Source organism: Nocardioides rotundus, from assembly GCF_019931675.1.
GTDB classification, from domain to species: Bacteria; Actinomycetota; Actinomycetes; order Propionibacteriales; family Nocardioidaceae; genus Nocardioides; species Nocardioides rotundus.
Map to the genome: position 1 here is coordinate 2,331,035 of NZ_CP082922.1, position 21,588 is coordinate 2,352,622.

Sequence of the window (21,588 nt, forward strand, 5' to 3'; positions counted from 1 at the left end):
CCGCTACCAGGGGACGTCGACGTCGTCGGCGTCCCCTGACGCCACCCGGGCCTGCTCCTCGCCCAGTGCCACCACGTCGCCGACGACCAGCTGCCGCCCGCGACGGGTCTCGGTCTCCCCGTTGACCGACACGGCACCGAACGCGACGGCGTCCTTGGCGTCCGCGCCGGTGTCCACCAGCCCCGCGAGCTTGAGGAACTGGCCCAGCCGGATCGAGTCGTCCCGGATCGGGACGTCCTGCGGCGCTCGCTTGGCGGCCATCAGTGCACCACCTGCGAGATCGCGTGGATGACGACGCCGACGATGCCGCCGACGATGGTGCCGTTGATCCGGATGAACTGCAGGTCGCGTCCCACGTGCAGCTCGATCCGGCGCGCGGCCTCCTTGCCGTCCCACCGCTCGATGGTGTGGGTGATCACGGTGGTGAGCTCGGCGCCGTAGCGCTCCACGGCGAAGACGGCGATGTCGGCCGCGGTCGCGTCCAGGCGCTCCCGCAGCGCCGCGTCGGTGCGGAGCCGGTCGCCGAAGGCGGTCAGCTCCCGCTCCAGGCGCGCGCGTACGGCGCCCCGGGGGTCGCGCAGCGACCCGAGCAGTGCGCGGCGCAGCGAGTTCCAGACCGACACCGCGGAGTCGATGACGGCCGGGTGGTCCAGCACCCGCTCCTTGAGCCGCTCGGCCCGTTCCTGGGTGGCGGGGTCGAACTGCAGGTCGTGGGCCAGCTGCCCGAGCATCGAGTCCAGCGCCTCGCGGGCGTGGTGCTGCGGGTCGTCCCGGATGTCCTCCACCCAGCGGATCGCCTCGACGTGGATCCGGGTCGTGACGGCGTCGTTGAGCCGCGGCGGAGCCCACCAGGGAGCTCGCTCGGAGAGGATCTCGACGAAGGTCTCGGGGTTGGCCACCAGCCAGCGGTGCATCTCGTCCAGCGCCAGGTCGACCAGCCCGTGGTGCACGCCGTCGCGCACCGCCTCGCCCAGCAGGCCCCCCAGCAGCGGCGCGATCGGCTCCTCCCGGAACCGCGGCACCAGGGCCTCGGTCACCAGGTCCCGCACATGCTCGTCGCGGACCTTCCCCAGGCCGATCGTCGCCACCTCGGAGGCCTCGTCGACCACGCGTCGTACGTTCGCCGGATCGCTCAGCCACTCCCCGACCCGCAGCGGGATCGTCGCGGCGGCGACGCGGTCGCGGATGATCTGCTCCTGCAGGAAGTTCTCGCCGACGAACTCCTCCAGCCCGCGACCGAGCTCGTCCTTGCGCTTCGGCACCAGCGCGGTGTGCGGGATGGGCAGGCCGAGCGGGTGCTTGAAGAGCGCGGTGACGGCGAACCAGTCGGCCATCGCGCCGACCATGGAGGCCTCCGCGCCGGCGTTGACGTAGCCGAGGAATCCTGGCGAGGAGGAGTACTCGATCGTGGCGACGTAGACGATCGCCGCGAGCACGAGCAGGCCGACCGCGACCGTGCGCATCCGCCGCAGGCCGGAGCGGCGGGCCGCGTCGGCCTCGGGGTCAGGAGTGATCAGCGAGATCGGCTGCTGCGTGGTGGTCGTCATCGGGGCCATTGTTTCCTACCCCGCCCCGCGACGGCGGGCCGGTCACCGCGTGGCCGTCCAGCAGGAGTGTCGGCGTGAGCCCCGGGACCACCCCGACACCCACCTCGGCACCCACCGGGTGACGCACCGCGTGCGGCTGCCACGACCGCACCCGGGCCCCGGACGGGAGCTGGACGGTGTGCAGCAGGAACGCGCCGTGATACTCCACCGCCACCACGGTCCCGACCGTCCCCGTCGTCTCGTCCGGGTGCGTGAGCGCCACCTCGTGGGGCCGCAGCACGACCTCCACCGCGTCAGCGCTGCCCCAGCCGGGGACCGTGGACACGACGCCGATCTCGCAGGTGAGCAGGGCCCGGTCCACCAGGGCGGGAAGGAAGTCGGCGTCGCCCATGAACGAGGCGACCTCCCGGCTCGCCGGCCGCTCGAACACCGCCTGCGGTGTGTCCGCCTGCTCGACCCGCCCGGCGCGCATCACGACCACCCGGTCGCCCACGGCCAGCGCCTCGGTCTGGTCGTGGGTGACCAGCACCGCCGTCACCCCCGCCTCCCTCAGGATCCCGACGAGGTCGCCCCGCACCTGAGCCCGCAGGTTCTCGTCCAGCGAGGAGAACGGCTCGTCCAGGAGTACGACGGCCGGCCGGGGCGCGAGGGCGCGCGCGAGGGCCACCCGCTGCTGCTCGCCGCCGGAGAGCTCGTGGGGGTACCGCCCGGCCAGGTGCTCCAGCCGCACCAGCGAGAGCACCTCCCGCACCCGCTCCTCGCGACGGGCCCTCGGCTCGTCCGCGAGGCCGAAGCCGACGTTGCGGGCGACGTCCAGGTGCGGGAAGAGGGCGTTGTCCTGGAAGACCAGGCCTACCCGTCGCCGCTCCGGCGGGACGAACCTGCCGGCCTCGGCCATCGTCTCCCCCGCGACCTCGACCGCACCGCCGTCGGGGCGCTCGAGGCCGGCGATCAGCCGGAGCAGGGTGGACTTGCCGCAGCCGGAGGGACCGATGACGGTGACGATCTCCGCCGGCGCGATGTCCAGGTCGACCTCGCGGGCCGCGACGGCCTCGCCGTAGGCCTTCCGCACGCCGACGAGGCGCACTGCTGGGGTCGTCACCAGGTCACCCCTCCCCCCGCCGGGCGCGGTCCTCGGCCCGGACCTGACGGAACAGCAGGGCCACCGGCACCGTGGCCAGCCCGACGATGACCAGGGCGGGCAGCGCGGCCAGCCGCCACAGGTTCTCGCTCGCCAGCTCGTAGACCCACACGGACACGGTAGTGAACCCGAAGGGCCGCAGCATCAGCACCAGCGGCAGCTCCTTCACCGCGTCCACGGCGACCAGCACGAGCGCGACCGCCAGTCCCGGCCGGACCAGCGGCAGGTGTACCCGGGTCAGGACCTGGCGGGGCGAGCAGCCCAGCACCATCGCCGACTGGGTCACCGAGGCGGGCAGCTTGGCGAACGAGGCGTCGACGGCCTGGTAGGCGGGACCGACGAACCGGACCGCGTAGGCGTAGAGGATCGCCGGGATCGAGCCGGTGGCCAACAGGCCGGTGCCCCCGGAGACGCCCAGCGCGCGCAGGCCGGAGTCGAGCTGGGTGAGGAGCAGCAGCACGCCGATGCCGACGACCGCCCCCGGGACGGCGTACCCGAAGGTGGTGACCTGCGCCCCCGTCCGCACCAGGCTGCCGCCACCCATGCGCTGGGCATGGCTGACCACCACAGCGAAGGCGACGCAGGCCAGCGCCGCGAGCAGCGCCACCATCAGCGAGTTGATCAGGTACTCCCCGAAGCGCGGGTCCACCGAGGCCCATCCCTCCCGTCGCAGGGTGGAGACGGCCCACCAGGCCAGCTGCAGGAGGGGTACGACGACCCCGACCGCGAGCGCCGCGACACAGGCGAGGGTCGCGAGCACGCCCTTGAGCCCGCGCAGCGGCTCCCGGACCAGGCCGTTCCCGCGGCCGTGCTGGGTGAACCGCGCCCGGCCCCGCAGCAGCCGCTCCGCGGCCAACACCGCGACCGCGAACATGAGCACCAGCGCGGAGAGCTGCACGGCGGTGGCGAAGTCGTAGTTGGTGCGCCAGACGGTGTAGACGCCCAGCGAGACGGTGCGGACACCGAAGTACTGGACCGTCGCGAAGTCGGTCAGCACCTCCATCATGACCAGCGCCAGCCCCGCCGCCAGCGACGGCCGCGCGAGCGGCAGCAGCACCCGGCGCAGCGCGCGCCGACGCCCGGCGCCGAGCACGCGCGCCGCGTCGTAGGTGCCCGCGGCCTGCTCGGTGAAGGCCGCCCGCGCCATCAGGTAGACGTAGGGGTACAGCGACAGGCTCATCACCACGATGCAGCCGCCCAGGCCGCGCACGGAGACCTCGAACCACGGGAGGATGTCGCGCAGCCAGACCTGAACGTCCCCGGCAGCGTCGAAGGTGGAGAGGAAGACGAAGCCGAGGATGTAGGCCGGCATCGCCAGCGGCAGCACCAGCAGCCAGACCCACACGTCGCGGCCGGGGAAGGTGTGCGCGGTGACCAGCCAGGCGAGGCCTGTCCCGAGGACGAGGGTCCCCAGGGCGACGCCGCCCATGAGGAGCACCGTGGTGACCACCATCCGGACCAGGCCGGCGGGCCAGTCCGGCACACCGGCCCTGGTCGCCTCGACGACGACCGTCACGACCGGCGCCGCGACCGCGGCCGCCAACACGAGCACCGCCGCGGACCACAGCGGCCGCCCGGGGCCGCGGGAGCGGCGCGCGGGGCGGACGGTGGCGGCGGGCGCGACCCCGCTCGCGACGGCCTCGGTCACTTCCAGCCGGCGTCCGTGAGCAGGTCGGCGGCGTCGGAGTTCAGCGAGCCGTAGGCCTCGGCGTTGATCGGCATCTCGGTGAAGTCGCCGAACTGCGCCGCCTCCTCGTCGGGCTGCACCTCGGGGTTCACCGGGAACTCATGGTTCCCCGCGATCATCGCCTCCTGACCGTCGGTGGCCAGCCACTCCAGCAGCCGCTGCGCCTGCCGCGGGTTGTCCGAGGTCTTCACCACGCCGGCGCCGGAGAGGTTCACGTGCGTGCCGGCCCCCTCCTGCGAGGCCCAGTAGAGGTCGACGTTGAGGTCCCGGTCGGCCAGCTCCCGGGCGAGGTAGTAGTGGTTGACGACCGCGACGTCGCACGTGCCCGCGTCGACCGCCTCGATGAGCAGCACGTCGTTGGACATGATCTCGACGTCGTTGGCCACCCAGCTCTCCACGATCTCCCGGGCCCGGTCCTCGCCGTACAGGTCCATGAGAGACGCGACCAGGGAGACCTGGTAGGCCTCGCTGGTGTCCCGCATGCAGATCCGGCCGCGCCACTTGGGGTCCCCCAGGCCGGCGTAGGTGTCCTTGGCGTCGAACTCCGAGGGGTCCACCGCGTCGGGGTTGTAGATGACGGTGCGGGCCCGCTTGGCCAGGCCGTACCACGTGCCGTCGGCCGCGCGGTCGGCCTCGGGGACCGCCTCGTCCAGCACGCGGCTGTTCAGCGGCTTGAGCACGCCCTCCTGATCGGCGTTCCACAGGTTCCCGGCGTCGACGGTCATGTAGACGTCCGCCGGACTGTTGGCGCCCTCGGCCTTGATCCGCTCCAGGAGCGCGGCGTTCTCGTCGAAGATGAACTCCACGGAGATCCCGGTCTCGTCGGTGAACTCCTTGAAGACCTCCTCCGAGCCGTACTTCCGCGCGGAGTAGACCTGCAGGTCGGCATCGCCGCCGATCACCCCGCAGCTGCTGAGCATCAGGGCGCCGACAAGGGCACCGGAGAGGGCGAGGGCGGAGCGCGTGCGCGCACGGGACGAGGCAGGCATGGGGGTAAGGCTAGCCTCACCTATCCCCCATGCGGCATCGGCGTGCGCGGATCAGTTGACCGTGCGGTCCCGGTCCTCCCAGTAGGGCTGGCGCAGCTTGAACTTCTGCAGCTTCCCGGTCGCGGTGCGAGCGAGCTCGTCGCGGAACTCGACGCTGGTGGGCGCCTTGTAGCCCGCCGCCTTCTCCTTGCACCAGGCGATCAGCTCCTCCTCGGTGGCCTGCTTGCCCTCGGCCAGCACGACGAGAGCCTTGATCGTCTCGCCCCACTTCTCACTGGGGACGCCGATCACCGCGACCTCCGCCACCGCCGGGTGGGAGAAGAGGACGTCCTCGACCTCGATCGAGGAGACGTTCTCCCCGCCGGTGATGATCACGTCCTTCTTCCGGTCGCTGATCGTGAGGTAGCCGTCGTCGCCGATCGTGCCGCCGTCCCCGGTGTGGAACCAGCCGTCGGCCAGGGTCCGCTCGGTCTCCTCCGGCTGCTCCCAGTAGCCCTCCAGCACCACGTTGGAGCGGGCCAGCACCTCGCCCTTCTCGTCGGTGGAGAGCCGGACGCCCAGCGCGGGCGCACCGGCGCGGACCAGCTTCGCGGCCAGCTCCTCGGGCTCGAGGTCGTCCCACTCCTGCCGTCCCCGGTTGATGGTGAGCAGCGGCGAGGTCTCGGTGAGGCCGTAGATCTGGATGAACTCCCAGCCGAGCTCCTCCTGCACGCGGGCGATGGTCGCGGTGGGCGGCGGGGCTCCCGCGACGATGATGCGCACCCGGTCCCGTCCGGGGATCTCCCCCTCCCAGGAGGGCAGCGCATCGAGTACGGCGGCCACCACGGCCGGCGCCGCGCAGAGCACGGTGACGCCGTACTCCTCGATCCGGCGGAGGATCTCGGTGCCGTCGACCTTGCGCAGCACCACCTGGGGGATCCCCAGCCCGGTCGTGGCGAACGGCATCCCCCAGCCGTTGGCATGGAACATCGGCAGCGTGTGCAGGTAGACGTCGCGGTCGGTGAGGCCGGCGTGCATCGCGAAGGTGGTGGCGTTGACCCACAGATTGCGGTGGGTCAGCTGCACGCCCTTGGGCCGGGCCGTGGTGCCCGAGGTGTAGTTGATCGTCGCGGTGGCGTTCTCGTCCGGCTCCCACTCCCGCGGCTCGACGCCCTCGTCGGCGAAGAGGTCGGCATCGTCCCCGAGGGTGAACCGGTGCTCGCAGTCCACGTCCTTGAGCGCCTCGTCCAGCTCGGGGTCGACGTAGAGGACACGCGCGCCCGAGTGGGCGACGATGTAGGACACCTCGTCGGGGCGAAGGCGGAAGTTGACGGGGACCAGCACCCGCCCGGAGCCGCAGACGCCGAACATCGCGATCAGCAGGCGGGCGCTGTTGTGCGAGACCATCGCCACGCGGTCGCCCGGCTCCAGGCCGAGCTCGTCCAGCCGGGCGGCCATCCGGCGGCCCAGCGCCCGGGCCTCGCCATAGGTCAGGCTCCCCAGGTCGTCGGCGGGCTGCTGAGGCTCGTCGACGATGCCGGTGCGCTCGCCGTACACCGCATCGGCACGATCGATGAAGTCGTTGACACTGAAGGGGACGATCATGGAGGGCCTCCTGAGACAGTCACTGGCTGGATGCCAGCATGGCCCCTGTCAACAATTTCCACCACGATCTCGACGTTGTTGACCGAATTCGCCAGGCATGAGTCACAATACGCTCTATGGACTCTCGTCTCGCTGAGCTGCTCTCGACCGTCGACCCGGGTGAACTCGGGTCGCGCATCCGTGCGGCGCGCATCGCGCGCGACCTGACACAGAGCGAGCTGGCGAGCGATCTGATGTCCGTGGGCTACGTCTCGCGGATCGAGTCCGGGCACCGCCGACCCAAGCCCTCGGTGCTGGAGGCCATCGCCGAGCGCGTCGGAGTCAGCATCGACCAGTTGCTGGGGGTGGCCAGCAGCAGCACCGTCGAGCAGGTGCGGCTCCAGCTCGACTACGCCGAGCTCGCCCTGGAGACCGGCTCGGTGTCGCAGGCCCGGGAGCACGCCGAGCAGGCGCGCGGACTCGCCGAGTCTGCACGAGAGATTGCCCTGGCAGTCCGAGCTCGCTTCCTGCACGCCCGGGCGCTGGAGAACGAGCGAGACTACGACCAGGCGATCATCGAGCTCGAGGACCTGCTGGAGACGACGACGGACCGGGTGCTGCGGATCAGGGTCGGCATCGCGCTCAGTCGCTGCTACCGCGAGTCCGGCGACCTGAGCCAGGCGATCGACAGCGCCCAGCGGATCCTGGACGAGACCGCCGAGGCCGGCCTCGCCGAATGCGACGAGGCCGTCCAGCTGACGGTGACCATGGCGGCCGCCTACTTCGAGCGCGGCGACATCGGCCAGGCGGTGCGAGTGTGCCACCGCGCGATCGCCACCGCAGAGAAGTTGGACTCCCCGAGCGCCCGCGCCGCCGCGTACTGGAACGCCAGCATGATCGAGGACAAGCGCGGGGACATCACCGCGGCCGTCGACCTGGCCAGGCGTGCACTGGCATTGCTCGACGAGCGATCCGACGCGCGCAACCTCGCCGTGCTTCGGACCCAGTTGGGCTCGATGCAGCTGCTGTTGGAGCCGAACGACACCAGCGCGGCCAGGGAGAGCCTGGTGAAGGCGGCCGACGAGATGGCCTGGAGCGGTGCGAGCGCGGTCGACCGCGCTCGCGTCACGCTGGCCCTTGCAGAGGCAAACCTGCTCGACGGCGAGATGACCCAGGCTCAGGAGCTGTGTCGAACGGCGTACGACGAGACGCTCGACGCTGCACCGAACGTGGCCGCCCAGGCGTCGAGCCTGCTCGGTCAGACACTGGCGGCCGAGGGCCGCACTCAGGAAGCGATCGCTGCCCTGCAGCAGGCCGCCCTCCTGCTCACCGGCATCGGGGCGGACCGGTTCACCGGCCAGCAGTGGTTCGAGCTGGCCGACGCCCTGGAGCAGATGGGGGAGCAGGATTCGGCGCTACAGGCCTACCGCAGTGCCGCCGCAGCCTCGGGCCTGCGCGCCGGCTCCTACTCCCGTGTCGCGGTCAAGCAGCGTCAGCAGCACCAGCCGTTGCCGGTCCGGTAGCTGATCTGCGGGGCAGCGGCGTTCGCCGGCACACCGAGCGCAGCGACAGCAACCAGGACGATCGAGGCAACAGCGGACTTCGTGAACTTGCGCATGATGGTTCTTCCTTCGGAAATCGGTAGGTGGGTGTCAAAGGGGGGTTGGGTGCGACGCCGTGAGCGTCAGCAGCACCAGCCGTTGCCCGTCCGGTAGCTGATCTGCGGGGCCGCGGCGTTCGCCGGCACACCGAGCGCAGCGACAGCAACCAGGACGATCGAGGCAACAGCGGACTTCGTGAACTTGCGCATGATGGTTCTTCCTTCGGTTTCTTGTTGGGGTGTGTGGCCCTCGCCGGCGGAAAATGGGGGGATCGCCAGGTCTTCACAAGGGCTCACGGCGAATTCTGCACCTTTCCGGCCCAATCCTGTGACAAGTTGCCGAGATTGGCAGTAGGATTCAGTCAACTGAATATGGCAACCCCAGATCCCCCCAGGTCACGCCGGGCCACCCCAGTGCCCCGTGACCTACGAGGCCGGGCGTCCCCCTTGTTCCGGCCTCACGCTCCCCGCGGTGACAACCTCCCCCCGGTTGCGGGGAGCTTGACGTTTCCCACCCCCCCAAGAACGGGAACGTCACTCCTGAAAAGAGAGATGCACGAGGGCCCGGACCATCACGGTCCGGGCCCTCGTCTCATGTGCCCTTCGTCCGGCGGCGCGCCGGTCTCGTCAGCGCTGCGCTGAGCTCGGTCCTCGGCCGGCGAGCAGGCGGAGCAGCCGACCCACCTCGTCGGCCATCGCCGCACGCCCGGGCGCGAGGTACTTCCTGGTGTCGACGACCCGGGGATGCGCGCGCAGATGCTCACGAACGGCACCGGTGAACACCTTGTTCAGATGCGTGGAGACGTTGATCTTGGCCATGCCCCCGTCGGCGGCCCGCACGAGCTCGCGGTCGCTGACCCCGGAGGAGCCGTGCAACACCAGGGGCACGGGGGTGGCCGACGCCAGCCGGGCGATCAGCCGGTGGTCCAGGGCGGCGTCCCGGGTGAGCATCGCGTGCTCGGAGCCCACGGCCACGGCCAGCGCGTCGACGCCGGTGGCGACGACGAACTCGGCGGCCTCGCCGGGATCGGTGCGGACCCCGGGCGCATGTGCGCCCTCCTTGCCCCCGATCTCCCCCAGCTCGGCCTCGACCCACACCCCCGCGGCATGGCAGGCCTGCACCAGCTCGCGGGTCGCCGACACGTTGGCGTCGTAGTCCAGCCGGGCGCCGTCGTACATCACCGAGGTGAACCCCAGCTCGACCGCCTCGTGGACCAGCTCGGGGCACTCGGCGTGGTCCAGGTGCACCGACACCGGCACCTTCGCCGCCTCCGCCATCGCCAGCGTCGCGCGGGCGATCGGCGCCAGGGCGCCGTGGTAGCGCACGCAGTTCTCACTGATCTGCATGATCACGGGCAGGTCGGCGGACTCGGCGCCGCGGACGATCGCCTCGGCGCTCTCCAGCTGGATCACATTGAACGCACCGACCGCGCAGCGGGCGCGCTGCGCGGCGGATACGACGTCACCGGTCGGTGTGAGGGGCATCGATCTCCTTGATTCGTACGGCGTCCGCGGTGCGGTCGCGGGTGGTGGCGTCGACGTCGCCCGCCAGGGGTGCGGCCACCGCACCGGCGGACCAGGCGACGGCCGCGCGCAACCGCGCGGGCCAGTCCATGCCGGTGCGAAGTCCGGCCGCCAGGGCGGCCACGGACGCGTCACCGGCTCCGGTGGGGTTGCCGGGCAGCGGCGCGGGCGGGGTGGCGCGCCAGGAGCCGTCCGGGGTGACGGCGACCAGGCCGTCGGCGCCCGCCGAGACCACCACGGCACCGGCGCCGTGGTCGCGCAGTGTCCGGCCCGCGACGACGGGGTCCTGCTGCCCGGTGGTCGCGACCGCCTCCGGCAGGTTGGGCTTGAGCAGCGCGGCTCCCGCGGCCGCCGCGGCCACCAGCGACGGCCCGGAGGCGTCGACGATGACCGGGACGTCCCCGGCGCGGGTGACGAGCTCGGCGTAGGCGTCCGTCGCGACCCCGGGCGGCAGGCTGCCCGAGCAGACCACGACGTCGGCGCGGCCGACCAGGTCGTCGTACGCAGCCAGGAACGCGGCCCACTCCGCGTCGCTCACCTCCGGGCCCGGCTCGTTGAAGAGGGTGGCGTCGCCGGTGTCCGCGGCGACTACGGCGACGGTACGGCGCGACTCCCCCGCCAGGTAGACCAGGGCCTCCGGCACACCGGCCGTCCGCAGGTCGGCCCGGATCGCGGCGCCGGTGACGCCTCCGGCCAGTCCCGTGGCGAGCACCGGCTCGCCGGCGCCGTGCAGCACGCGGGCGACGTTGACGCCCTTGCCCCCGGCACGGGCCGACGCACTCTCGACCCGGTGGGTGCTGTGCGGGACCAGCGAAGCGACGGGGTAGGTGACGTCCAGCGCCGCGTTGAGCGTGACGGTCAGGATCATCGGCCCGCACCGATGAGCTCGCGCGCCAGGATCCCCGCGCCGATGCAGCCGGCCCGGTCGCCGAGCTCGGCCAGGACCAGGCGCGGCCGGCGCTGGAAGGTCAGCCGCGCGGCCAGGCGCGCCTCGAGCGGGTCCCGCAGCAGGTCGTCTCCGGCCAGGGCTACGCCCCCGCCGAGCACCACGACCTCGGGGGCGAGCAGGGTGATGGTCCAGTCCAGCGCGAGCGCGAGCGCGTCCAGCGCCTCGTCCCACACGGCCACGGCGTCGCGATCGCCGCGACGCACCAGCGCCGCGACCTCGGCGGCCCCGGCGACGGTCCGCGCCGTCCGGTCGCCGAGGCGTCGGGCGAGCGCCGCGCCGGACGCGATCGCCTCCAGGCACCCGCGGCGCCCGCAGGCGCAGGCCTCGTCGTGACCAACGTCGACATGGCCGAGCTCACCGGCCCAGCCACCGGCGGGGTGGACCCGGCCGCCGAGCACCAGGCCGGCGGCGATGCCGGTGCCGATCGGCACGAAGACCAGATCGTCGCAGCCGCGACCGGCGCCGACCTGCCACTCCGCGAGGGCGCCGGCGCGCACGTCGTGCCCGACCGCCACCGGCAGGTCCAGCCGGTCCCGCAGCAGGTCGCCGAACGACACCTCCCGCCAGCCGAGGTTCACCGATCGCACCCCGGTGCCGGTCGCCTCGTCGACGATGCCCGGCAGTGCGACCCCCACGGCCGCCAGCTCGGCGGATGCTGCGAGCTCCGCGACGAGGTCCACGATCACATCGACCACGGCGTCGGCGCCGTACGGCGTCGGGCGGGAGGCCGCGACCGGCTCGAGGCGGGCCCCGCTGAGGATGCCCGCCTTCACCGTCGTCCCGCCGACGTCGACGGCGCCGACCACCGAAGTGCTCACCCCGCGGGGAGGACGACGGAGCGAGCGAGGTGGCGCGGCCGGTCGGGATCCAGGCCGCGAGCCTGGGCCAGGCCGATGGCGAAGCGCTGTGCCACCACCAGCTGCGCCAGGGGGTCAAGGTCGGGATGGTGCACCAGGGTCGCCCCGGTCGCCGCGACGTCCTCGGCCAGGCCGTCCACCGGCTCGCCGAGGCACCAGACCAGCCGGCCGGGCTGGGCGATGGAGATCGGACCGTGCCGATAGTCCATCGCGGGGTAGGACTCCGACCAGAACTGGGCGGCCTCGCGGGCCTTCAGCGCCGCCTCGTGGGCCAGACCCACGGTGGCGCCGCGGCCGAGATAGGTGACCTGGCCCGCGTCGAGGTACGGCGCCACATCGACCGCGAGGGCCCGCTCGCCGGCGCGGGCGACGGGCTCGATGTCCTCCCCCAGGTGGGCCCGGAGGAAGGCCAGGGCGCTGGTCGCGAAGCGGGTCTGCACCACCGACTCCTCGTCGGCGAAGGCGAGCACGATCGTGTCGGCCGAGACCTCCTCCACCGGCATCCCGGCCACCCCGGTCAGGGTGAGGCTCGGGGTGTCGCCTACCCCCTCCAGGAAGCGGAGCACCTCGGTGGTGGTGCCGGAGCGGGTGATCGCCAGGACTCGGTCGTAGGCCCGCCCGGTCGGCGCCTCGGAGGCGGCGAAGGCGTCGGTCTCGCCGTGGCCGCCGGCCTCGCGCAGGGCCGCGTAGGCCATCGCGATGAACCAGGAGGTGCCGCAGCCGACGACCGCCACCCGCTCGCCTGGGCGGGGCAGCCGGTCGGCGGTCTCGGCCGCGACGGCGGCGGCCTCCCGCCAGCAGTCCGGCTGACTCAGGATCTCAGCGTCCACGTGGTTGGTCACCGCTGCGCCTTTCTCGACGTGGTGTGATGTGCCCGACGCGCACACCCTAGAATGCATGAACCTGATCATTCAACCCCCAATTCGATCAATAGTGCGCAAGGAAGGACCCAGCATGTCCCGTCACGAGCGCCTGAACGCCATCCTCACGCTGCTCGCGGATCACGGACGCCTGGACGTCGAGGAGGCGGTCGCCCACCTCCAGGTCTCCGCGGCCACGGTGCGCCGGGACTTCGACCACCTGGCCCGGCAGCAGCTGCTGACCCGCACCCACGGCGGGGCGGCCGCCGTGTCCGGCTCCTACGACCTGCCGCTGGGCTACAAGATCGCCCGACAGGCGAACGAGAAGCGCCGGATCGCCCTCGCCGCCGCCGGCCTGGTGCGCGCCGGGTCGACGATCGCCTTCAACGGCGGGACGACCACCACCGAGGTCGCGCGCACGGTCGCCAGCCTGCCCGAGTTCGCCGAGGAGGGGGCGATCACCGTGGTGACCAACGCGCTCAACGTCGCCATGGAGCTGGTCGTGCGCCCCCAGGTGAAGATCGTGGTCGTCGGCGGGGTCGCGCGGCCGCAGTCCTATGAGCTGATCGGTCCGCTCGGCGACGCCGTCCTGGACCAGATCCACCTGCACACCGCGTTCATCGGGGTGGACGCCGTCGACCCCGAGTACGGCGCGACCGCGCACCACGAGGGCGAGGCGAGCGTCAACCGCAAGCTCGCCTCGCGGGCCGAGCGCGTGGTCGTGGTCGCGGATGCGACCAAGGTCGGCCGCGCCGCCTTCGCCCAGATCTGCCCGCCGGAGGAGATCGACATCCTGGTCACCGACGCCGACCCCGGCGCGGAGGTCCGCGCGGCCTTCGCCGAGCGCGGGGTCGAGGTCCTCGTCGCCGACGGCGCCTGACCTGCGCCTGGCACGAACACCGTTGGATTCCGTGGAGAAATGCCGCGGAAGGCCTTGACGCGTGTTCCGGAGCACGCCCAGAATGACTGGACTTGCTCGCTTATCCGCTCAATCGCTCACAAATGAGCACCCCGGAGGCCCTGTCATGAGGAACACCGCCACCCGACGCGTCCGCCAGCGGCTGGTCGCCATCACCACCGTCGCGCTGGCCGGCACCGCGCTCGCCGCCTGCGGCTCGGGCTCGGAAGACTCCCAGGGAGCCGGGTCCACCGACCCCTCGGCGCCGATCGAGTACTGGCACCGGCTCCCCGACGTCAAGGGCGCGACCACCGTCGACGAGCTCGTCGCCGACTACAACAAGCAGTCCGACGGCGCGAAGGTCACCGCCACCACGATGCAGGGCGCCGCGGTCGACTCCTACCCCAAGATCGCCACCGCCGTGCAGAGCGGCAGCGCGCCCTGCCTGGCCCAGGTCGGATCGGAGCGGATGCCCGACCTGCTCTCCACCGGTCAGCTGATGGACGTCACCGAGTACGCCCAGAAGTACGAGGACGAGTACCTCCCCTACGCCTGGTCGCGCGCCACGGTCGGCGGGTCGACGTACGGCATCCCCCAGGACACCGCTCCGCTCGCGCTGTTCTATCGCGCCGACGTCTTCAAGCGCCTGGGCATCGAGCCGCCCACGACGTGGGCGGAGTATCGCGCGGCCTCGGAGAAGGTGAAGGCCGACAATCCGAAGGCCCGCCTGGGCAACCTGCCAGCCGACCCCTACTTCCCGATGTCCTGGCCGCCTCCAACGGTGCCGAGTGGTGGAGCCTCGAGGGCGACCGGGGCTGGTCGGTCAACATCGACTCCGAGCAGACCGCCGAGGTCATCGACTTCTGGCAGGGCCTGATCGACGACGACCTGACCGCGCAGACCCCGGACTTCACCCCCGAGCTGAACAAGCAGCTGAACTCCGGCGAGATCGTCTCGCTCATCCAGCCGTCCTGGTACGCCCCGCTGCTGGCCGACTTCACGCCCAAGACCGCCGGCAAGTGGGCCGTGGCCCAGATCCCGTCCTTCGAGGGCGGCGAGCAGCTCGTCGGCCAGAACGGCGGCTCGGTGGTCGCCGTACTCAAGGGCTGCAAGAACCCCGAGGGCGCCGTGGAGTTCGCCCACTGGCTCAACACCCAGACCGAGGAGCTGATGGCGCTCGGCCTCTTCCCGGCGACGGTCGAGGACTCGCTGAAGACGCCGAAGGGCCTGGCCGACTTCTACGGCGGCCAGCCGATCTTCGACGAGTTCCTCAAGGCCAACGAGGCCGCTGCCGTCGACTTCTCCTACGCCCCGGCGATCTTCGACGCCCTGACGGCGCTCGGCGACGGCATGACCACGACCGCCACCCAGGGTGCACCCCTCTCCGACGCGATCGCCGAGGCCCAGGAGACCTCGGTGGCGTCGATGGAGGACGCCGGCATCACCGTCGTCGACTGACTGGACGGGACGAACCGTGGCTGCCACCTCCACCGCCGCCCCGCCGGGTGCGGACCTCGGGGCCCGCACTCGGCGGCGTACGACGCACACCCTCACCGCCTGGCTGTTCCTCGCGCCGTTCGCGGTGGTCTTCACCGTGTCCTTCCTCGGCCCGATCATCGCCTCGGTGTGGAACAGCCTCTTCACCGTGCAGCGCTCGGCCACCGGCCTGGAGCCGGCACGCCGGGTCTTCGCCGGCGTCGACAACTACGCCGAGGTGCTCGGCTCGGAGGTCTTCTGGCAGGGCATCGGCAGGGTGCTGCTGTTCGGCGTCTTCCAGATCCCGCTGATGATCGTCGGCGCGCTCGTGCTCGCGCTGATGATCGACTCGCTCTCCGCACGATTCGTCGCGCTCTCCCGGATCGTCTACTTCCTGCCGTTCGCGATCCCGGGAGTGATCGCGGCGATCGTGTGGGCCTACCTCTACTCGCCGTCGCTGAGCCCGCTCTCGACCGCCCTGGAGGCGGTCGGCCTGGACCGGGGGCTCTTCCTGGAGCAGAACGTGCTGCTGCTCTCGATGGCCAACATCACCACCTGGACCTTCACCGGATACAACATGCTGATCTTCCTGTCCGCCCTCAAGACGGTCCCCTCGGACCTCTACGAGGCCGCCCGGATCGACGGCGCCAGCGCCTGGTCGATCGTCTGGCACATCAAGGTGCCCCTGGTGCGCAACGCCCTGCTGCTGACCGTGCTGCTCTCGATCATCGGCACCATCCAGCTGTTCAGCGAGCCGTTCGTGCTCCGCAAGGTGGCCAACGTGAGCGCCGACTACACGCCGATGATGATGGCCTACAACGCCGCCTGCGGGAACAACGACTTCGGTGCGGCGGGCGCCATCTCGGTGGTGCTCGCGGTCATCGCCGGCCTGCTCGCGTTCGGCTACTCCCGGGTCCAGGCGAGGTTCAGCCGATGAGCCGCTCCCCCGCCCACCCGCGCTCGGTGGCGCCGTCCACGCTCTCCCGAGTGACGGTCAACGCCGGCCTGCTGCTCGCCTGTGCCTACTTCCTGTTCCCGATCTGGTGGCTGGTCGTCGCCTCGACGAAGTCCCGCGGCGACCTCTACACCACGCCGAGCCTGTGGTTCTCCGACGACATCGCGGCGCTGGACAACCTGCGACGGGTGATGGAGTACGACGGCGGCAACTACCTGCGCTGGATCGGCAACTCGCTGCTCTACTCCGGCACCGCGGCGGTGATCGGGGTGCTCGTCTCCATGGCGGCCGGCTATGCCCTGGCGAAGTTCGACTTCGCGGGCAAGTCGCTGGTGATGGTGACCATCCTCGGTGGCCTGCTGCTCCCGTCGGCCCTGCTGACCATCCCGCTCTACTTCTTCTTCGACAGCGTGGGGCTGGTCAACAACCCGCTGGCGGTCATCATCCCCTCCTGCGCCAGCCCGTTCGGGGTGTTCCTCGGCCTGATCTTCGCCGAGACGGTGCCCGACGAGGTGATCGAGGCCGCCCGGATCGACGGCGCCGGCGAGTTCCGGATCTTCTTCACCATCGTGCTGCGGATGCTGGCTCCGGGGATGGTGACGATCGCGCTGTTCCTCTTCGTCGGCACGTGGAACAACTTCCTGCTCCCCCTGGTGATGCTGCGGGACAAGGAGCTGCTGCCCGTGACGCTCGGCCTGCAGACCTGGCAGGGCTACAAGGCCGTCGACCTCACCGACCTGGTGCTGATCGGGTCGCTGGTGGCTGTGCTGCCGGTGATCGTCTTGTTCCTCACCCTGCAGCGGTTCTGGCAGTCCGGCCTGACCGCCGGCGCGGTCAAGGGGTGAGCGGCGGCTCGGGCACGTCGACCACGACTCCCCCGCTGCGCAGGGACGTGGTGGCCGCGAAGCCCGCGGCCACCGCCTCCCGGGCGGCCACCGGCGAGGTGAGGGTCTCCCCACCCTCGCGGGCATAGCGGACGAACTCGGCGATCAGCCGCGGGTCGGCACCGCCGTGGCCGCCGTCGGCGGCGGGGACGGGCACGACCAGGTCGGCGTCCTCGCGGTATCCGCTGCGGCGGGAGTTCCACACCCTGACCACGGCTCCCTCCTGGTCGCCGAAGTTCTCCAGCCGCCCCTGGGTGCCGATCACCGTGTAGTTGCGCCAGTAGTCGGGCGTGAAGTGGCACTGCTGATAGCTGGCCAGGACGCCGTTGTCGAGCACCATCTGCATCATCGAGACGTCCTCCACGTCGACCACGTCGTTCAGCCCGGTGAGGGATGCAGGCGGCCAGTTGGCCTCCGGGTCGAACCAGTCGAGCAGGGTGCGCTCGCCCTGGCCGCCGCGGTCGGTGATCCCGCCGTACACCGCGAGCGCGCCGATCGCATGGGTGCGCCGGGTGTAGCCGCCGGCCAGCCAATGGATGACGTCCAGGTCGTGGGCGCCCTTCTGCAGCAGCAGGCCCGTGGTCCGCCGCCGGTCGGCGTGCCAGTCCTTGAAGTAGTAGTCGCCGCCGTGCCCGACGAAGTGCCGGCACCAGACCGCTCGGACCTCGCCGATGTGGCCCTCGAGGATCAGGCCGCGCATGGTGGTGATGACCGGCATGTGCCGCATGTTGTGACCGACATAGAGCCGGGTGCCGGTCGCGGCCGCGGTCGCGAGCACCCGGTCGCAGCCCTCGGTGGTGATCGCGAGCGGCTTGTCCACGAAGACGGCCACGCCGGCTTGCAGGAAGTCGATCGCCTGCTGCTCGTGCAGGTCGTCCGGGGAGGTGAGGATGACCGCGTCCACCGAGCCGTCGAGCAGGTCGGTGTGTACGGCGACCTGACGGACCTCGCCGTACTCCTCGACCGCAGCGGCCCGACGGGCGGGCAGCGGGTCACAGACCGCCGTGACCCGTGCCGGCAGGTCCTGGCCGGCCAGGTGCCGGGCGATCCCGCTGCGCAGGCCGAGGCCGACGAGACCGACGCGCAGTGGCGCGCTCATCCGAGGTCCGCCTCGTCGCGCACCTGCACCCGCGAGCTGGTGGTGCCGTCGAGCTCGAGCACCACGACCTCGTTCGCGCCCGACCGAAGCACGGTTCCGGGCAGGAAGAGCGTGCGCTGCGGCCCGCGATCCCAGTAGCGGCCCAGGCAGAAGCCGTTCACCCAGACATATCCCTTGGTGAAGCCGTCGAGGCCGAGGAACGCGTCGGCGGGCTCCTCGACCTCCAGGGTTCCGCGGTGCCAGGCGGCAGCCGCCGCGGGGTCGGCCGCAGGGCCGTCGAAGGCGAGGTCGGGCAATGCGGGGAGAGCGAGGCCGGCCACGGTCCACCCGTGCACGAACTGCCGCTCGTGCCGCACGCCGCCGACCAGGCCCTTGCGCTCGCCGATCCGGGGGCCGTAGTTGACCCGGCCCATCGACTCGACCAGCACCTCCAGGCGCAGTCCGTCGGCCGGGACCTCGACGTCCAGGGTGGGCTCGTCGTCGCGGTGGACCACCGCGGCCAGCCGGCCGTCGAGGAAGACGTGCGCGCGGTCGGCCAGGCCAGGGAGCGTGAGCGGAAGTGCCCGCCGGGGGCCCGGGATGGTGGCGCGGTAGCGGACCAGGCCGTGCTGGAGGCCGAGCTCCTCGAAGGTGGGAGGATGGGGCGAGGTGACGTGCACGGTGGCGATCCGGTCGAAGACGTCGCGCAGCGGCACCGACTCGGTGAGCTCGACCTCGCCGGTCGGAAGTGTCGGGGACGCGGCCACCGCGTCCCGGACCTGCTCGACCTGCGGGAGCTCGCGGTGGCGGGCGATCACCTCGCGGTAGGCCCAGAACTTCGGCGTGACCCGGCCGGCCTCGTCCAGCGGGGCGTCGTAGTCGTAGGAGGTGACTGTCGGCTGGTAGCCGTCATCGTGGTTGGCTCCGGCCCAGCAGCCGAAGTTGGTGCCGCCGTGGGCCATGTAGAAGTTGAGCGAGGCGCCCGCCGACAGCATCCGGTCCAGGACGTCGGCGGCATCGGCCGCGTCCCGCGTGTGATGCGGCTCCCCCCAGTGGTCGAACCAGCCGTTCCAGAACTCCATGCAGAACGGGTCGTCGTCCGGCCGGTGCCGCCGCAGCGTGGCGAAGGACTCCTCGGGGTGGCTGCCGAAGTTGACCGTCGCCAGCGCCCCGACGACGGTGCCGCCGGTCAGCCAGTGGTCGTCGGCCCCGTCGGAGGTGAAGAGCGGTACGTCGATCCCGCGGGCCATCAGTCCGTCGCGCAGATGCCGCAGGTGCTCGCGGTCGCTGCCGTAGGAGCCGTACTCGTTCTCCACCTGCACCATCGTCACCGGACCGCCGCGGGTGCGCTGCCGGGCGGCGATCAGCGGGACGAGCGCGTCGAGCCAGCGGTCCACGGCGTCGACGTACTCCTGGTCCTGGGTGCGCACCGTGATGCCGGGGATCCCGGTGAGCCAGGCCGGCAGGCCGCCGTTCTCCCACTCCGCGCAGATGTAGGGGCCGGGGCGCACGATCGCGTCCAGCCCGAGCTCGGCGACGGTGTCCAGGAAGCGCCCCAGGTCGGCGATGCCGGTGAAGTCGTAGCGTCCGGGCTCCGGCTCGTGCAGGTTCCAGGGGACGTAGGTCTCGATGGCGTCCAGCCCCATGATCGCGAGCCGCTCCAGCCGGTCTCGCCACTGGTCGGGGTGGACGCGGAAGTAGTGGAAGGCACCGGAGATGATCATCGGGTCCAGCCCATCACACGGGAACTCGTTGCTGCAAGATCTTGATTGTTTATGGCGCAAATCATACAGTTTCGATCACTCAGGGCGCGCTGATCGTCTCGCGGCGCCCGACGAACGGAGGAACACCATGGCGGCAGTCAGCTACCGCGGCGCTACGCGGGTCTACCCGGGCGCGGACCGCGCCGCGGTCGACGATCTGGACCTGGAGGTCGGGGACGGCGAGTTCCTGGTGCTGGTCGGCCCCTCGGGCTGCGGCAAGTCCACCAGCCTGCGGATGCTCGCGGGTCTGGAGGACGTGACCAGCGGCAGCATCCACATCGGCGACCGGGACGTCACCGACCTGGCGCCGAAGTCCCGCGACATCGCGATGGTGTTCCAGAACTACGCGCTGTATCCGCACATGAGCGTGGGCGACAACATGGCCTTCGCGCTGCGGATGGCCAAGGTCAGCAAGGAGGAGCGCGACAGCCGGGTGGCCGAGGCCGCTCGGCTGCTCGACCTGACCGACTATCTCGACCGCAAGCCCCGGGCACTCTCCGGCGGTCAGCGCCAGCGGGTCGCGATGGGCCGGGCCATCGTCCGGCAGCCGCAGGTCTTCTGCATGGACGAGCCACTGTCCAACCTGGACGCCAAGCTCCGGGTCAGCACGCGCACCCAGATCGCCTCGCTGCAGCAGCGGCTCGGCATCACCACCGTCTACGTCACCCACGACCAGGTGGAGGCGATGACGATGGGCGATCGGGTGGCCGTGCTCAAGGACGGGGTGCTCCAGCAGTGCGACTCTCCGCTGGAGCTCTACCGCCGGCCGGCGAACCTGTTCGTGGCCGGCTTCATCGGCTCCCCCGCGATGAACCTGCTCGAGGCCGGGGCCGCCGACGGGGCGGTGCGGTTCGCCGGCCTGACCCTCCCCCTGCCGCGCTCGGCGGAGGCGGCGACGACCAGCGACCGGGTCACGATCGGCGTGCGACCGGAGGCCTGGCGGCTGGTCGGCGAGAGCGACGGCGGCCTGGAGGTGGCCGTGTCGGTCGTCGAGGAGCTGGGCTCGGACGCGTTCGTCTACGGCACTGCCCAGGGCGCCGACAGCCCCGTGGTGATCCGGGTCGACCAGCGGCAGGCCGTGACCAAGGGCTCGACCATCCACGTCACCACCGACCTGGAGAGCGTCCACCTCTTCGACACCTCCTCCGGCGCGCGCCTGACCGCTGCCTGAGCGTCGATCCGGCGGACGGTGCGACCGCTCCGACTCAGTCGCGCAGGCAGCGGCGCGCCAGCTTCCGGGCGCTCTCGATCGGACCGGTGCTGCGGGCGACCTTTGACCCAGCGAGTCCGCCGTCGTAGATCACCGTCAGCTCGGCAAGGGTGCCCTCGGGATCGGACACTCCGACCCGCTCCAGTGCCGAGCGCCACACGGAGGCCAGCCACGCGCGGTGCGCTTCGATCACCGCATAGACCGGGTGCTCGTGGTCGGGGAACTCAGTGGCGACGTTGAGATACAGACACCCGCGGAAGTTGTGTCTCGGAGCATTGGCTGCCGCCAGGTCGAAGACGAGCAGGATCTCCTCCGCCGGGTCGCCAACGTCGGCGCGCGCCGCCTCGTAGGCCGCGCGGTCGCGCTCGTCGCAGCGTCGTAGATAGGCCGCGACCAGCCCGTCCTTCGATCCGTAGGTCTGGTACAGGCTCGCGCGGGCCACGCCGGCCGAGCGCAGCACCGCGTCGATGCCGACGGCGCGGATGCCCTGTTGGACGAAGAGCGTGTCGGCGGCATCGAGCAGTCGCTCGGCGGGACGGATCGCGATGTCAGACACATCGAGAAGTCTAACAAAACCTACTAGACTGATCGATCTATTCTTGTTTAT

At 71.5% G+C, this 21,588-nt stretch carries 22 protein-coding genes; 7 read left to right on the top strand and 15 right to left on the bottom strand.

The annotated features are described in order from the left end of the window. Nucleotides 1-3: 3 nt before the first annotated feature. Genes K8W59_RS11560 through K8W59_RS11585 form a run of 6 tightly spaced genes read right to left on the bottom strand, consistent with a single transcriptional unit; the run spans nucleotide 4 to nucleotide 6,948 of the window. Nucleotides 4-261, bottom strand: a complete 258-nt coding sequence (locus K8W59_RS11560; RefSeq protein WP_223393976.1) for an RNA-binding S4 domain-containing protein — start codon at nucleotides 259-261, stop codon at nucleotides 4-6. Further along, the gene (locus K8W59_RS11565; RefSeq protein WP_223393978.1) at nucleotides 261-1,547 is read right to left on the bottom strand and encodes a DUF445 domain-containing protein; all 1,287 of its coding nucleotides are present in this window, start codon (nucleotides 1,545-1,547) and stop codon (nucleotides 261-263) included. The genes K8W59_RS11560 and K8W59_RS11565 overlap by 1 nt, the downstream gene beginning before the upstream one ends. Further along, nucleotides 1,504-2,649 carry an ABC transporter ATP-binding protein gene (locus K8W59_RS11570; RefSeq protein WP_223393980.1) on the bottom strand — a complete coding sequence of 382 codons (1,146 nt, stop codon included), beginning with the start codon at nucleotides 2,647-2,649 and terminating at the stop codon, nucleotides 1,504-1,506. Before K8W59_RS11570 ends, K8W59_RS11565 begins: the two co-directional genes overlap by 44 nt. 4 nt (nucleotides 2,650-2,653) lie before the next feature. Continuing rightward, complete coding sequence (locus tag K8W59_RS11575; protein ID WP_223393982.1) at nucleotides 2,654-4,336, bottom strand: ABC transporter permease; 1,683 nt, start codon at nucleotides 4,334-4,336, stop codon at nucleotides 2,654-2,656. Next, nucleotides 4,333-5,364 (bottom strand): extracellular solute-binding protein, encoded by a 1,032-nt coding sequence (locus K8W59_RS11580; RefSeq protein WP_223393984.1) that lies wholly within the window; start codon nucleotides 5,362-5,364, stop codon nucleotides 4,333-4,335. Before K8W59_RS11580 ends, K8W59_RS11575 begins: the two co-directional genes overlap by 4 nt. Nucleotides 5,365-5,415: 51 nt before the next feature. Further along, on the bottom strand, nucleotides 5,416-6,948 hold the full coding sequence (locus tag K8W59_RS11585; protein ID WP_223393986.1) for an AMP-binding protein: 1,533 nt from the start codon (nucleotides 6,946-6,948) through the stop codon (nucleotides 5,416-5,418). Nucleotides 6,949-7,064: 116 nt separating this feature from the next. Here K8W59_RS11585 and K8W59_RS11590 point away from each other — a divergent pair, with 116 nt between their 5' ends. Beyond that, on the top strand, nucleotides 7,065-8,450 hold the full coding sequence (locus tag K8W59_RS11590) for a helix-turn-helix domain-containing protein (protein WP_223393988.1): 1,386 nt from the start codon (nucleotides 7,065-7,067) through the stop codon (nucleotides 8,448-8,450). Here K8W59_RS11590 and K8W59_RS20195 read toward each other — a convergent pair. From K8W59_RS20195 to K8W59_RS11610, 6 genes are all read right to left on the bottom strand, one after another. After that, complete coding sequence (locus K8W59_RS20195) at nucleotides 8,420-8,545, bottom strand: hypothetical protein (protein ID WP_263283239.1); 126 nt, start codon at nucleotides 8,543-8,545, stop codon at nucleotides 8,420-8,422. The two genes, K8W59_RS11590 and K8W59_RS20195, sit on opposite strands and share 31 nt — an antisense overlap. A 66-nt stretch (nucleotides 8,546-8,611) precedes the next feature. Next, nucleotides 8,612-8,737, bottom strand: a complete 126-nt coding sequence (locus K8W59_RS20200) for a hypothetical protein (protein WP_263283239.1) — start codon at nucleotides 8,735-8,737, stop codon at nucleotides 8,612-8,614. Between the two features lie 417 nt (nucleotides 8,738-9,154). Next, nucleotides 9,155-10,012 (bottom strand): class II fructose-bisphosphate aldolase, encoded by an 858-nt coding sequence (locus K8W59_RS11595; RefSeq protein ID WP_223393990.1) that lies wholly within the window; start codon nucleotides 10,010-10,012, stop codon nucleotides 9,155-9,157. Next, nucleotides 9,990-10,919, bottom strand: coding sequence for a 1-phosphofructokinase family hexose kinase (locus K8W59_RS11600; RefSeq protein ID WP_223393992.1), 930 nt, complete (start codon nucleotides 10,917-10,919; stop codon nucleotides 9,990-9,992). The genes K8W59_RS11595 and K8W59_RS11600 overlap by 23 nt, the downstream gene beginning before the upstream one ends. After that, nucleotides 10,916-11,818, bottom strand: a complete 903-nt coding sequence (locus K8W59_RS11605; protein WP_223393994.1) for an ROK family protein — start codon at nucleotides 11,816-11,818, stop codon at nucleotides 10,916-10,918. Before K8W59_RS11605 ends, K8W59_RS11600 begins: the two co-directional genes overlap by 4 nt. Next, nucleotides 11,815-12,699: an SIS domain-containing protein gene (locus K8W59_RS11610; protein ID WP_223393995.1), complete on the bottom strand. Its 885-nt coding sequence runs from the start codon at nucleotides 12,697-12,699 to the stop codon at nucleotides 11,815-11,817. The genes K8W59_RS11605 and K8W59_RS11610 overlap by 4 nt, the downstream gene beginning before the upstream one ends. Before the next feature lie 112 nt (nucleotides 12,700-12,811). Between K8W59_RS11610 and K8W59_RS11615 the strand changes: the two genes are divergently transcribed. The 5 genes from K8W59_RS11615 to K8W59_RS11630 all read left to right on the top strand — a co-directional run bounded on the left by K8W59_RS11615 (nucleotide 12,812) and on the right by K8W59_RS11630 (nucleotide 16,891). Beyond that, a complete protein-coding gene (locus K8W59_RS11615) occupies nucleotides 12,812-13,597 on the top strand; it encodes a DeoR/GlpR family DNA-binding transcription regulator (protein WP_223393998.1) in 786 nt (261 codons plus the stop codon). 145 nt (nucleotides 13,598-13,742) lie between these two features. Beyond that, nucleotides 13,743-14,492 carry an ABC transporter substrate-binding protein gene (locus tag K8W59_RS20205; protein ID WP_263283240.1) on the top strand — a complete coding sequence of 250 codons (750 nt, stop codon included), beginning with the start codon at nucleotides 13,743-13,745 and terminating at the stop codon, nucleotides 14,490-14,492. Further along, the gene (locus K8W59_RS20395) at nucleotides 14,381-15,073 is read left to right on the top strand and encodes an extracellular solute-binding protein (protein ID WP_397196009.1); all 693 of its coding nucleotides are present in this window, start codon (nucleotides 14,381-14,383) and stop codon (nucleotides 15,071-15,073) included. Before K8W59_RS20205 ends, K8W59_RS20395 begins: the two co-directional genes overlap by 112 nt. A gap of 16 nt (nucleotides 15,074-15,089) precedes the next feature. Then, nucleotides 15,090-16,028: a carbohydrate ABC transporter permease gene (locus tag K8W59_RS11625; protein ID WP_223394000.1), complete on the top strand. Its 939-nt coding sequence runs from the start codon at nucleotides 15,090-15,092 to the stop codon at nucleotides 16,026-16,028. Continuing rightward, the gene (locus K8W59_RS11630) at nucleotides 16,025-16,891 is read left to right on the top strand and encodes a carbohydrate ABC transporter permease (protein ID WP_223394002.1); all 867 of its coding nucleotides are present in this window, start codon (nucleotides 16,025-16,027) and stop codon (nucleotides 16,889-16,891) included. Before K8W59_RS11625 ends, K8W59_RS11630 begins: the two co-directional genes overlap by 4 nt. On the opposite strand, the gene K8W59_RS11635 is transcribed toward K8W59_RS11630, so the two are convergent. Together K8W59_RS11635 and K8W59_RS11640 are read right to left on the bottom strand one after the other, a co-directional pair. Next, nucleotides 16,881-18,029, bottom strand: coding sequence for a Gfo/Idh/MocA family protein (locus tag K8W59_RS11635; RefSeq protein ID WP_223394003.1), 1,149 nt, complete (start codon nucleotides 18,027-18,029; stop codon nucleotides 16,881-16,883). The genes K8W59_RS11630 and K8W59_RS11635 overlap by 11 nt on opposite strands. Then, the gene (locus K8W59_RS11640; protein ID WP_223394005.1) at nucleotides 18,026-19,792 is read right to left on the bottom strand and encodes a glycoside hydrolase family 35 protein; all 1,767 of its coding nucleotides are present in this window, start codon (nucleotides 19,790-19,792) and stop codon (nucleotides 18,026-18,028) included. The genes K8W59_RS11635 and K8W59_RS11640 overlap by 4 nt, the downstream gene beginning before the upstream one ends. A gap of 67 nt (nucleotides 19,793-19,859) precedes the next feature. On the opposite strand from K8W59_RS11640, the gene K8W59_RS11645 reads away from it, so the two are divergent. Next, on the top strand, nucleotides 19,860-20,942 hold the full coding sequence (locus tag K8W59_RS11645) for an ABC transporter ATP-binding protein (protein ID WP_223394007.1): 1,083 nt from the start codon (nucleotides 19,860-19,862) through the stop codon (nucleotides 20,940-20,942). 34 nt (nucleotides 20,943-20,976) lie between these two features. On the opposite strand, the gene K8W59_RS11650 is transcribed toward K8W59_RS11645, so the two are convergent. Continuing rightward, the gene (locus K8W59_RS11650; protein WP_223394009.1) at nucleotides 20,977-21,537 is read right to left on the bottom strand and encodes a TetR/AcrR family transcriptional regulator; all 561 of its coding nucleotides are present in this window, start codon (nucleotides 21,535-21,537) and stop codon (nucleotides 20,977-20,979) included. Nucleotides 21,538-21,588 lie beyond the last annotated feature (51 nt).